The sequence below is a fragment of the Streptococcus oralis genome (assembly GCF_001075875.1).
GTDB classification, from domain to species: domain Bacteria; phylum Bacillota; class Bacilli; order Lactobacillales; family Streptococcaceae; genus Streptococcus; species Streptococcus oralis_I.
In genome coordinates this window covers 1-12,238 of sequence record NZ_JUOS01000094.1, presented here as the reverse complement: position 1 = coordinate 12,238, position 12,238 = coordinate 1, and the positions used below count along the sequence as shown (strand labels likewise).

Sequence of the window (12,238 nt, the reverse complement as noted above, 5' to 3'; positions counted from 1 at the left end):
TTCAGTTGAATGGTGTGAATTTTACCCTAAAAATACACAAATTGAGCTAGATTTTACCAAAAAGTTCACACCATTGGTTCAATTATTTTTTGTTACGTACGTTTTTATTAGATGATAGACTTCCTAATTTATTTCTTATAGCATTTGAGCAAACCTCCGTTAAAGGTTCTCCTATTGCCTCCTTGTAATTAAATCCTAATAGTTGCATAGTCTTTAAAGTATCCTTATTAAGTAGAGCAACCAATTGTTTCATTGAATCTTCTTTCCCATCTTCAACATTAGTAAATGAAGATAGAAGAGAAATAACCCGTTCTAAAGTGTTGTGCAAATACTCAATATCTTTATCATCAATATGTACTTTTTCATATTCTTCTTTATATGCCTGAGCAATTCTGATTGCCTGTTCTCGTTCCGAAAGTAACTCATTTACAATTTCATCATAAGTATTTCGTAATTTATCGGCGTTACGTTCTTCCTTTAATGATTGAATTTTACTATTCACTAGTGTTGTTGTTCCCTTAAATGTTAGAGTTCCCAATTCAACCCTGCTTTTACTAAAGCTTCTGTAATATATGGCTCCATGCTATACCTCTGTTATTTCTTTTCATAATAAAACTATTTTATCATAAATCTACATTAAACATAATATATCTTATAGTCTCTATCCCTTTAGGTAAAAATACCGATTTTATGGTATAATAAAGGTAACATTATATAAGGAGATGTGACATGACTCTTGATGTAAATAAAGAAGAATTAACAATTTTAGGGATTCCTTTTGATAATTTTTCAGATTTCGATACCGTCTGGTATGCTATTGGATCATCAATGATTGAAAATTATGAACCTACTGTTCAAGATGTGATTGATTTAAAAACTTATGTTGTCAATAGACGAAAGGAATTGAATATTGGTTAAAAATCAATACGAAGGCTATAAGTACATTGACCCTAATCACCAATATACCTATCCAAATTCCACAGTCTTAATCAATAAACAAAATGTTACAAATATTGAAGAAGCCTACCGAAATGAACACTTATTCGTTACTAAAAGACTTGCAGACTTGCGCTTGAAAGCCATTAAAGTCTATTCAATGAGTAATATTTTAGCCATTCATAACTATTTGTTTCAAGATGTTTATGCCTGGTCAGGACAATATCGCAAGGTGAATATCTCTAAAAGTGGTAATCCTTTTATGTCGATACAGTCGTTTAATGCTGCAGAAACCTATATAAATCATCTCATTCACTCCTATTATCAAACTGCCAACTCAAAAGATGAGATCATTAAACATTTAGCAAAAATTCTTGATAATCTTAATTATTTCCATCCCTTTCGAGAAGGTAATGGACGAACTCAACGAGAAGTTATTCGTTCCTTAGCATTATCAAAAGGGTATTCTGCACAAATACGAGTGGAACAAGATGATGAAGTTTACAACCTTTATATGGACGGAACTGTCTATGGAGACTTAGGGAAGTTAGAAGAATTATTTGGTAAAATATTAAAAGAAATATAGGTTTAATACTTGACAATTACAGAAGTTAAATAAGGTTTCATTACATTTCAGTACATGCTGAAAACCTTGATTTCATGCGATTTTTGAAATATTGAAATTCATTACAAATCATTTGAAATCAGTTCTATGGCAACCTTTTTGGCAACCTTTTTTGAAATAAAAAAGAAAGTCAACAATCGAAGAATGTAAAGTCCTAAGAATTTTCTAGGACTTTTTTCATTCCTAAAAATTGTTGGAATAGCGCAGTCTTTTCAATAAATTTTAGGAATCCAAAAAAATCTTCCTACAATAAGTAAGAAGATTTTTTATTTTTTTACTTTCTTAAGTTCTTTTTGGTATACCCTAATCCTAAACCTGCTAGTAACCCCAAACCTAATAAGCCTAGCATCGATCCCTTAGTTCCTGTATTTGGAAGTTGTTTCTTAGATTCTTCTTTGGTATTTGTAGCTTTTGCAGGAGCTTGATATGTTTTATCGTCTTTAGTTCCCACTGTAGCAACTACTGCTTTATCCTTAGCCTTCGCATCCACAACATCAACTACCTTACCATCGGCATCAAGGACAGGCTTAACTTCTCCACCTGACTGCACAATAGCATCTGTCTTGTCTTTCAAAGCCTGCAAGCGTTGTTGTTCAGCAAGGTATGCGTCATGGTCGGCTTTGAGTTGCTTGAAGTTCTCATACCCACGAGCCTTAGCTTCTGCGATACCCTCAAGACGAGCCAACTCTTCCTTAGCCGTTTCCAACTCAGCACGGAGTACACCAAGCTTAGCATTAGCGTCAGTAAGCTCTTTATCCAAAGCCTTAAGGACTTCCTCACGCTTAGTAAGAGCAAGTTCAAGAACTGTATGAGTGTCAGTAGCCTCTTTAGACGCTTCACGTTTACGAGCAAGGTCTTGACCAGCTGACTTACGAGCCAATACTGCTACATCATGAGCTTTAGTAAGTACTTCCAACTCACCCTTAGCAGTAGCAAGAGCCTTATCTGCATCTGATTGTTCTTCCTTAGCAGTCTCAAGAGCTGACTTAGCATCAGTAAGAGCCTTAGCTTTGTCAGTAGCGTTTGATTTAGCTAGAGCAAGCGATTCCTTAGCAGTTTGCAAAGCTTGAGTGTCCTGCGCTAGTTTATCTTTAGCATCAGCAAGAGCCTTTTCAAGTGACGGAACATCAATCTTGTTACCTACCAAATCAGAGAGCTGTTTACGAGCATTAGCAAGAGCTGTTTCTGCATTAGTGTAATCAGTTTGAGCTGATTGAACTGCTGATTTAGCTTCTTCAGATGCTTTAACTGCGTCGTCGTATGCTTTTTGAGCAGTTTCAACTGCCTTAGCGTCTACCTTCTGGGTAGTTGTAGTTACCTCTTTAGTAGGAGAGAGAGTGAAACTAGTCTCATATTTTACCCCAAGCTGACTATAACCAAAACCTAGACCTACACCAAGATTGGTTTTATCGGTATCACGGAAACCTAGAAGTGACAAAGCACCACTATATAGATCTTCGCTAGAACTTGTACTTGTTGCAGACATAACTGTCTGAACAATACCCTCATAAACAACTTGCTTGATTTGAGCCATAGTTGAAAGAGTACCTTTGCCTGCGTAATCTGGGATATTCTCTGCTCGAATACCTAGTGCATCCAAGTCAAAGTTAGCTGATTCTTTACCCATAGCTAACTTCTCAGCTAGAGTTTTTGTATAGTTTGGACTTGTCTTACCGTCTGTCACCTTTTCAAAAGGATTTGCATAATGGTTAAACTGAGTTGCCAATTCAACAGAACTTTCACTAACCTTAAGAGGTGCAGTGCCAACCTTAGCACGCAAATCGTTAATGATAGATGCTGCATACAAACTCAATTTAGTTGCTTGCTCTTTTGTTAGGTGTTGGAAATCAACAATCTCTGTTTTATCTGTGTCTTCACTACCATAAGCAATATCTTTACCTTTATAGAAATACTTACCTGTAAAGTTATACCCACCTAGAGTATTGGCACTTACACCTGTCTTCTCGTCAGTATAAGGCTTATTGATTGCCTTCATAACATCAAGAACATTGCCTGTACCATTAGCTAGGGCTTTAATTGCCTGAATATACTCATCAGACAAGGCTGGAGAGTAAGTTGCCTTAGGAACATCGTACATTGTTTCAGAAGTTGTAGTTGTTTCAGTGACACCTTGTTTAGCTACGTCAAGAGCTGATTTAGCTGAGTTAACTGCACCGTCTTTGTTAGATTGGTCAGCCTTAGCATTAGCAAGGGCTGTAGTAGCTTGAGAAAGTTTAGTTTCAGCTTGAGATACCCCAGTTTGGGCGTCTTTGATAGCTTGTTCTTTGTCGGCTTGAGCTTTTTTACCATTATCAAGGCTAGTCTGAGCAGTTTCTACGGCTTGAGTGTCTTCACTAACTTGGTTAGTAAGCGTAGCTACCTCCTTTTCAAGGGGAGCAACATCAGTAGTAGATGAAAGAGAATCTACTTTTTTCTGAGCGTCAGCTACCTTATTAGCCGTAGCAGTTGCAGTTTTCTCAGCATTAGATACTACCTTAGTTTGGTCAGCAACCTTTTCGGCAGTTGCAGATACAGACTTATCAGCGTCAGCTACAGTCTTTTCAGCAGTCGCAAGTTCGCTGGCTTTCTTTTCAGCGTCAGCCTTAGCCTCAGCAACCTTTTCAGGTGTAACAGACTTAGCTTCTTCTACTTTCTTAGTAGTTTCAGCGATAGTCTTTTCAGTTGTGGCAATGTTTGCTTCAGTAGATGCAACAACTTCTTTTTGCTTAGCTACATCCTGATTAGCTTTATCTGATTCAGCCTTAGCCGTATCCACGTCCGATTGACTTGGAACTTTAGCAACTACCTCGTCCTTAGCAACTACCTTAGTTGCTGGCTCATTAACGGCAACTTCAGTTTCGTTAGCTGATACCGTAGTAGATACCCCAAAAGTTGTAAGTGCTAAAGTAGAAACGACAGCGCCTGTGCGCAATTTCTTGATGGTGCCGTGACCTTGTGTGTTTGATTCCATCATATAAACTCCTTTATGTCTTAAAAGACTGTTTTATGAATAATATTATACCACATTTTACAGTCTTTCAAATATTATTTTTGTTATAATTTCAGTCTTTTGATAACGATTTATTCAATGAGATAAACTTGTATGATAGTTATGAGGTACTATCATGACTGAAAAAATAAATTTAAGAGAATTTGTTGCAAAACAAATCAGACATCTAAGACTGAAAAGCGGGATGACGCAGGAATATCTAGCAGAAAAAGCTGATCTGGGATTCAACTATATTTATAGGTTAGAAAATAAACAATTAAACGTTAAGCTGGAGACCATTGAAAAAATCATACAAGCGCTTGAAGTTGATATGAATACTTTTTTTAATATTGAAAATCAAAATCAAAGCGGAGAATTTTCACAACTCATTGAAGATATTAGAAACCTACCAACAGAAAAAAGAGAACCTACTATAAAAGCTCTCCGAGATCTATTAAAACAAATAAATTAAGCCAAGTATTTTTGAACTTGGCTTTTTATTTTGTTAAATTCCCTCGACATTTAAAAAAGAACTCATATAAACTACTACAAATAAAACGACTAGCTAATAGCGGAGTGAACAATAATTCTAGTTCCTTTTGTAGTTTTTTAGTTTCAAATTTTAATTCATTAAGATTCATTTTTGTTGAAAAATCTAAAAAATTATTTCTACCTTTATCTTTAGTGATTTCCCTTGGTTGTAAAGGTCCCGAATCTGTAACTGCTATACGTAGTTTAGCAAGTAAAAACATAATTTGCCAAATATTGGTTTGTTCTTCACTACTATTTTTAGAATCAATTAAACTAGCAGTCAATTTTTCTAATATATTTAAAAAGTTATCCTTATTCAGATATTGTTCAAGGGTTGAATAATCAATATTAAAATCGATTTCATCCTGTGAATACATAATAAATTTTAGCAAAAAAGACTTCATATCGTCTAATTGCTCACTAGACAACTCAAATATACTATATCTAGTATTTTTGCCTTTTATTTCTTTGTATTTATTAACAAAAACTAGACAACTACGAATTAAATCTTGATCTTGCTGAGTCAAATATAGTTCACTCAATTCCGATTGTTTATCTTCAAAAAAAGCTTCTACTGTCCCCTCTAACATATCAGTTATAGTTTCTGACTCAACTTTAATATTTTGAAAAAGTAAAGAAATTACAAATTTTGTAGTTCCCTTAACTGAAAAAGCTTTCCAATCCGTTTTTTTACTCTCGCCACAGTAATCTTCTATAAAACCTCTTTTATTAGAGTTTAAAAAGTTCCTAGGTATAAATGCTTCTCTTATATCTCTTAACAACTCATAACTTTTCCAATAGTAAATATATTGTTTTAAAATCTCAATATCATGTACTATAATTCTTAGTTCATTTTGGAATGCTTTGTTTTCTTCATATAATTCTATTAAAACCTCAAAACATGAAATATTATTTTGCATATCAATTCCCCTCCCCAACACACTACTATAAATTAATTATACCAAAAAAGCTATTGGGATAAGGGGAAAATACAAAACATTGGGATTTTTTAAACATGTATAATAGCAACATAATCAAAAAAAGATCGTTGTTTGTAATAAATTTAATTCTAGAATGTTATTATCAATGTTTCTGAAATAAGTTCCATACAGCGATATAAAACTTGCAATAAAGAGGTTAAAAGAATGGATTTACAAAGATTTAAAGAAATAGGTTGTAACCCTAAAGTTATTACCGCGAAAATAAAAAATGAAGATTTTGATTATCTTGCAAAAATAACTTGTATCTGGTTCACTTTTCAATACTATAGTAAGTCTTATACAAGGAAGCCACCAAAAAACTATGCATTCTATGATGTATTAATGCAGTATGATAATTCTGAGGAATTTAGAAGATATCGTACTGATCTTGGAATACCTGAAAATGAATATGGTTATCCAACTATCAGTAGCCGAACCCTACAAAGAATTTTTTCTCTACAGACAATTAATAAAGAATTTGTTCTTCAAATTTTTACAAATAACCATTTCCAAAGAATATATATAGAAGCTTATGATTATTTCTTTTGGGATAATAGTTGTGAATTAGTAAAACCCTATAATAGATTTCTCAAAAATCTTATGAAATTGGCGAGTTTTTCAAACTAAATAAAATATAAAATGATTATAAAAGGGGGTGATTCCAATGTAAAATAACCTAACACTCTGTTACTTAGTGATTATTATTGCTGAACAAGTCCCACACAGCAATAGTATTTAAAGATTGTGGCGAAAGGAATAAAAGAATGATTTTTTGTGAAGAGGTTGTTGTAACTGTAACGTTATTAGGTTTGAGTCAAGAGCTAGACTTTGAAACGAAGCAGGCAACTGGAAACGTAAAACTGGACGTTGGTTTTCGAAATGAGGCTGGAAAATATATTACTAGAATCATAAAAGTTAACAACTCGACAGTTTCAGAATACACTTCGTATCTAGATGAAAAAATCAATCTGAGATTACAAAATGTAACATTCTCAGCTTATCTATCTAATAATAGAGCAGCGTTATCTATTAAAGCTGAGAAAGCAACGGTAGAGGAATAAGTATGATTCTAAAAAGAGCTAGAGCACCAACTTCTTAATTTGCTTCGTGCTGACAAAAAAATATTTACAAAGGAGAGTTTACAAAAATGAAAACAATTTTTGAAGAAGCAATCAGACAAAATCCTTCGATTACTTTTGATAGATGTGTCAAAGAGTGTGAAAAGTTGCTAGGAATACTGGGGAGCGATCAACTAGTTAACTTAAGTCTAGAAGATCGTTTGAATCTAGTGAGTAAGTTTGAATATATATCTTATGAGAGCAGAGGATATCTATACTTACAAGCACTTGTTCCTAGTTATGCTGTAAAAAAAGACTCTCTGCTATTAAAAAACAGAGAAAATCCTTTTATCACAACAGCTCAACAACAGCATGCTCAAAAACTATATGATATGGTTTCTTATAAGACGAATAGCTACCCATATGGGATGATAATTTACTACGATTTTGAAGCGTGGACGGATGATAAGTTACGTTTGAATATTACGTTAGAGTATAACGATGCGTTTAACAGGAGATAAACTTTAATGATATACATGTTACAGTTAGTACTCTACTTAATATCCATCTTTTCAATACTATACTTAGGGTTTGTATTTGTTAATATGATTATTCTTATCTATACATTGCCTAGCGAAGAGCTACTTCCGAAAGCTATCAAAAACACAAACTTACAAATTCAACATTTGTTAAAGTTATTTATTGACTCTCAAGAAGAACAAAACTATTATTCAGATTTTCATGCTGAGCTTATACATCAAGCTTCAAAGCTCAGCATATATCTGAACACAATTCATTTTCCAAATGGGATACAACGAGAGGGGCAAGATTTCTATCTCTGGTTATCAAAAATGCCGGTTCAACAAGACTTTGATGATTGGAAAATTCAGCTACGTCAAACGGTACGTAGTTACAATGATAACCTTGATGTTATATTTAACATGGTAGAGGAAGAACCTTATTTAAAACTCAAAATTAATCTGATCACTAAGGAAGATTTAAATCGTCTTAAACATAGTCAGGCTAAACCCCTCTACAGTGACGAAGGAGAAATTTGATGACACTTAAATTGAATGTACTGAGAAAAGAAAGCAGCAACGAACCTATTGAATGGAACTGCAACCGCTTTCCACATCTCCTCATTTCAGCACCCACAAATAGCGGGAAATCTTACTTCATTAAATATATATTAAGTATATTAACAATTCATTCAGATGATGCTTCTATCATGATACTTGATTACAAACAAGGGATAGACTATTGGCAGTGGAGACAATTTGATAATGTGTATCTTGGTGATTCCGTTTACAATGGTTTTCGGCAAGCTTATAGTATCTTTGAAAACCGCAGAACCAATCCTGAAAGTCAGTACCCTCCCTTCTTTTTGGTATTTGAAGAATATCAGAGCACAGTGGAAAGTATTTCCAAAAAAGCCGATAAAGAGGAGTTCTTACAAAAGGTAGGAAATTTATTACGCCTATCGAGACAGGTCAATTTTCATTTTTTGTGTGTTTGTCAACGTATAGACGCTATTTTATACCCTTCTGGTGGTCGCGAGAACTTCTCTACTAAAGTCTCCATAGGGCGATTAAGTCCTCAAGCCAAACAGATGCTATTCCCCGATGATGAGGTTAATCGGAACAAAGGACAGGGAGAGGTTAACATTCAATTTGATGGTCAACCCGTTATTGAAGCTAGAACTTATACTATCAGAGATATGGATAAGGCGGAGCGATTAATTACTGACTTACTTAGTCGAGGACTTCCGCTAACTGATGAGGCTGTTGCCCGTAGCCCTTAGGCGGAGGTTTGGCTTACAGCCTCGCCAGCTTTAGCTGGCTAAGTCGGGCTAGTATTACCCCGACTTCATGACAATATGACATTACCTACTAAACACTGATATATCAATAAGTTTCAGCATTATAATTGTCACAACTTATATATGACAAAGGAGAAAAATCATGACAAAAGCAAATAATATTTCATCAGATTATCGTGCTAATAGCTTCTGTTGCGTGTTAAATAACGTTGACAAATTATTTGATAAAAAATCGGATTTTTTTGACAACGACAAGTTCAAGCCAAAAACAACAAAACGAATTCAGGAGTTCCGTAAACTTCTTCCAGATACTGATGTTCCTCTTAGTCCTGAAGAAATCGTTGATTTCTTAATGGAACGATGGATTGCTCGCAACGAAAATGTTGTTTGTGCTGTCAATTATGAAATTGGTGAAAATGGCACACACCATTGCCACATGATACTAGAAGATAAAAAAGCCTTTCGATTTTCTGCCTTACAGAAACTTTACCCTACAATTCATGCCGAACTGACACGAGGCACCAAGGAAGAAGTTATCACTTATCTTGAAAAATCTGGTAAGCATGAGGAAAAAGCCCATACGATAGTAGTCCCCATGAAAGTGCACGGAGAATTGAGGGCTGGAAACCAAGGATTTAGGTCAGAACTGCATTTTATTCAAAATCAGATTGAGAATGGTGCAACCCCTGAGGAGATTATGCGAGGTAATCTGGAATTTCGTAAATACTCTAAGATGATTCGTGAGCATTTCTTTCAGCACAGATTATCTCAGACTCCTGATACCAAAGAATTGAAGGTTGTTTGGCATGTTGGTGATAGTGGCTCTGGGAAGTCTCATACACAAGTTCAACTAAAACAAATTTATGGTCGAGAAAATATCTATGTGTGGACCGACCATAATAATGGTGGTTTAGACCTGTATTGTGCTGAACCTATTCTCTTTCTGGATGAATTCAAAGGAATGGCATACAAAGAGTTCTTAAAGGTAACAGATGTTTATCCAGCTCAACTCCATGCCCGCTACACTAATACTGTAGCATTATGGAATGAAATACACATCACATCAATTTTCACTCCAAAACAAGCTTATGACTTAATGGTATCAGAGGGTCAACGAGAAGTTGATAGCTATAAACAGTTACAACGGAGACTTACTGAGGTTATCTTTCATTTTAAAACTAAAGAAAATGATGGTAGCTTCAAGTATAAAACCATTACATTTACACCTGAAGAGTTCGATAGATACAGCAGGGAACAAATTGAAAAATTTGCATACCTATTCGATAAGTTTAATCCAAGTGTATTAAACTATGACTTCGAAAAGGATGCATTTCACAGTTCTATGAACCCAAGCAATAATCGAAAAAAAATGCTACCACTTCCAAACCATCCAAATCAGAAAGTAATAGCAAATAAGTATTATGAGATAAGCTACGGCTAATCTCTACTACTATTATGCCACATTTCAATTATTGTTGCAAAGAAAGAGAGAATAGTATGTCACAAGATTATCTTGAATTGAAGCAAATAGAATTCCTGCTTCACACTATCATTGAAATGCTAAAGAATTTGAACAGCGAAAAAAGAAGTTCATGCATCTACACACAAAAAGAGATTTTAGATCTGCTCAGTATTTCCCCTAACACATTAAAGTCATGGGAAAATAGAGGTCTAAAACGTTTAGAACCACCTATTGAGGGTACTAGAACCGTTTACTATCATATTGATACTATTTTAGAGTTTTTAAGCCACAACTAAAAGTGAAATGTGCTAGAATAGAAGTATCAAAAAAGAAAGAAAGTGAGATACTATCTATTTTAGCTTTTTTCAATTCTTCGATTGATTGAGGAAAGCGACTATGAATATAGAAAAAATCATACATAAAGGCAAAACCGTCCTCAAGAAAGTAAAGGACAATGGCGAGATTAGTTATTCAGTAAAGAGCGTCTATCTAGGCTTAGATATAAAGACTGGAAAACCTGTAAAAACGACTGTAACAGCTAAAAACCTACGATCCTTAGATCGTAAAATTATTCAAGCTAAAATTGATTGGGAAGAAAATGGTTCAACAAGGAAAGAAACTTTTAGCATTGCTACCTTGTCAGATCTAGCTGAAATGTGGTTTTTAAACTACGAAACTTGGGTCAGCTCAGATAACACTCTAAACCGAGTGAGGAACTATCTAGACACCTATATACTACCACGATTCGGAGAGTATCAGCCTGAAAAAATTACCTCGTCAGATATACAGACTTGGATCAACCAATTAGCAAAAAAATCTAAAGAATCTGTGGATGCAGGTATAAAGAGAGCTGAAAAGGGTTCAGCTAAAGATTTTGGAGCTATTGCCCATAAATTAAGTGATATTTTTGATTTTGGAATAACACATTTTGAACTTAAATTTAACCCCGCTCAGTCTATCAAAATCCCGCCAAAGCCGAAAAGTAACAAAAAACGTATCATGGTCCTTCATGATGAGGATCTATCTACTTGGTTAAGCATCGTTGATAGTCTGCCTAATACTAGGGCTAATCGCCGATTTAAAGTTATTTGCGATAGTTTACTTGCTTCAGGTATGAGAATCAATGAACTATTAGCATTGACTATCTATGACCTTGATTTTGACAATTCCGAAATACTAGTTAGTAAAACACTTGTTTGGAAAAATGCAAAACCAAAATTAGGTTTGAAAGGCGAAGTCGTTTGTAAAAACACACCAAAATCTGATTCAGGTAACAGACGAATAGCTGTTCCGTACCAAATCATTGAGGAGCTTCAAAATTTCCACGATGAGATGAATCTCTATTTCAAAAAAAATAATCTTTCAAAAAGTAAGTTAATCTTTCCTACTATTTATGGTAACTATATGTGCGACAGAAACGAACGTGCAACACTCAAAAAGCGACTGCGTGAAGCTAGTCTGCCAGATTATGGTTTTCACTTATTCCGCCACACTCACGCATCCATGATGTTGAATGCTGGAATGAATTGGAAAGAATTACAAGTTCGGATGGGACACAAATCAATCAAGACTACAATGGACATTTATGCTGAACTTGCTCCTAAGAATCAAACTCAGGCGGTCGATATCTATTTAAACAAAATAGCTGAGCTGACCTCTTAAGTCTGTGGCAACCTTTTTGGCAACCTTTGATAGTTTTATCAAAATCAACAACCCTTAAACGTTGATTTAATAAGGTTTCTAGCAACTAAAATAGATTTTAAGTATTCCTTACAGAGGTGAAGTAAGCATTCAATACGAATCAATACATAAGAAAAACGCTGATTTCAAGCGTTTTT

13 protein-coding genes and 1 pseudogene are annotated in these 12,238 nt (G+C 34.6%); 11 read left to right on the top strand and 3 right to left on the bottom strand.

The genetic code is table 11. The features are described from left to right. Positions 1–82: 82 nt before the first annotated feature. Positions 83–582, bottom strand: a pseudogene (locus tag ADM33_RS05900) (hypothetical protein). 147 nt (positions 583–729) lie between these two features. Between ADM33_RS05900 and ADM33_RS05895 the strand changes: the two are divergent. Then, positions 730–918, top strand: coding sequence for a hypothetical protein (locus tag ADM33_RS05895; protein ID WP_000171300.1), 189 nt, complete (start codon positions 730–732; stop codon positions 916–918). Continuing rightward, positions 911–1,522, top strand: coding sequence for a Fic/DOC family protein (locus tag ADM33_RS05890; protein WP_049503725.1), 612 nt, complete (start codon positions 911–913; stop codon positions 1,520–1,522). Before ADM33_RS05895 ends, ADM33_RS05890 begins: the two co-directional genes overlap by 8 nt. 313 nt (positions 1,523–1,835) lie before the next feature. Here the strand turns inward: ADM33_RS05890 and ADM33_RS05885 are convergent, their stop codons facing one another. Then, positions 1,836–4,532, bottom strand: coding sequence for an SEC10/PgrA surface exclusion domain-containing protein (locus ADM33_RS05885; protein WP_049503729.1), 2,697 nt, complete (start codon positions 4,530–4,532; stop codon positions 1,836–1,838). Positions 4,533–4,686: 154 nt separating this feature from the next. Here ADM33_RS05885 and ADM33_RS05880 point away from each other — a divergent pair, with 154 nt between their 5' ends. Continuing rightward, positions 4,687–5,022: a helix-turn-helix domain-containing protein gene (locus ADM33_RS05880; protein WP_049503724.1), complete on the top strand. Its 336-nt coding sequence runs from the start codon at positions 4,687–4,689 to the stop codon at positions 5,020–5,022. Between the two features lie 25 nt (positions 5,023–5,047). On the opposite strand, the gene ADM33_RS05875 is transcribed toward ADM33_RS05880, so the two are convergent. Continuing rightward, complete coding sequence (locus tag ADM33_RS05875) at positions 5,048–6,001, bottom strand: hypothetical protein (RefSeq protein WP_049503722.1); 954 nt, start codon at positions 5,999–6,001, stop codon at positions 5,048–5,050. 225 nt (positions 6,002–6,226) lie between these two features. On the opposite strand from ADM33_RS05875, the gene ADM33_RS05870 reads away from it, so the two are divergent. The 8 genes from ADM33_RS05870 to ADM33_RS05835 all read left to right on the top strand — a co-directional run bounded on the left by ADM33_RS05870 (position 6,227) and on the right by ADM33_RS05835 (position 12,062). Beyond that, positions 6,227–6,688 (top strand): hypothetical protein, encoded by a 462-nt coding sequence (locus ADM33_RS05870; RefSeq protein ID WP_049503720.1) that lies wholly within the window; start codon positions 6,227–6,229, stop codon positions 6,686–6,688. A gap of 137 nt (positions 6,689–6,825) precedes the next feature. After that, positions 6,826–7,122, top strand: a complete 297-nt coding sequence (locus tag ADM33_RS05865; RefSeq protein WP_239684818.1) for a hypothetical protein — start codon at positions 6,826–6,828, stop codon at positions 7,120–7,122. Positions 7,123–7,208: 86 nt separating this feature from the next. Beyond that, a complete protein-coding gene (locus ADM33_RS05860; protein ID WP_049503718.1) occupies positions 7,209–7,640 on the top strand; it encodes a hypothetical protein in 432 nt (143 codons plus the stop codon). A gap of 15 nt (positions 7,641–7,655) precedes the next feature. Next, complete coding sequence (locus ADM33_RS05855) at positions 7,656–8,177, top strand: hypothetical protein (protein WP_239684817.1); 522 nt, start codon at positions 7,656–7,658, stop codon at positions 8,175–8,177. Next, positions 8,177–8,920 (top strand): helicase HerA domain-containing protein, encoded by a 744-nt coding sequence (locus ADM33_RS05850; RefSeq protein WP_049503714.1) that lies wholly within the window; start codon positions 8,177–8,179, stop codon positions 8,918–8,920. The genes ADM33_RS05855 and ADM33_RS05850 overlap by 1 nt, the downstream gene beginning before the upstream one ends. A gap of 160 nt (positions 8,921–9,080) precedes the next feature. After that, positions 9,081–10,379, top strand: coding sequence for a replication protein RepA (locus ADM33_RS05845; RefSeq protein ID WP_239684816.1), 1,299 nt, complete (start codon positions 9,081–9,083; stop codon positions 10,377–10,379). Positions 10,380–10,435: 56 nt separating this feature from the next. Further along, a complete protein-coding gene (locus tag ADM33_RS05840; protein WP_049503712.1) occupies positions 10,436–10,696 on the top strand; it encodes a MerR family transcriptional regulator in 261 nt (86 codons plus the stop codon). Positions 10,697–10,796: 100 nt separating this feature from the next. After that, positions 10,797–12,062, top strand: a complete 1,266-nt coding sequence (locus tag ADM33_RS05835) for a tyrosine-type recombinase/integrase (protein WP_049503710.1) — start codon at positions 10,797–10,799, stop codon at positions 12,060–12,062. The last annotated feature ends 176 nt before the right edge of the window (positions 12,063–12,238 follow it).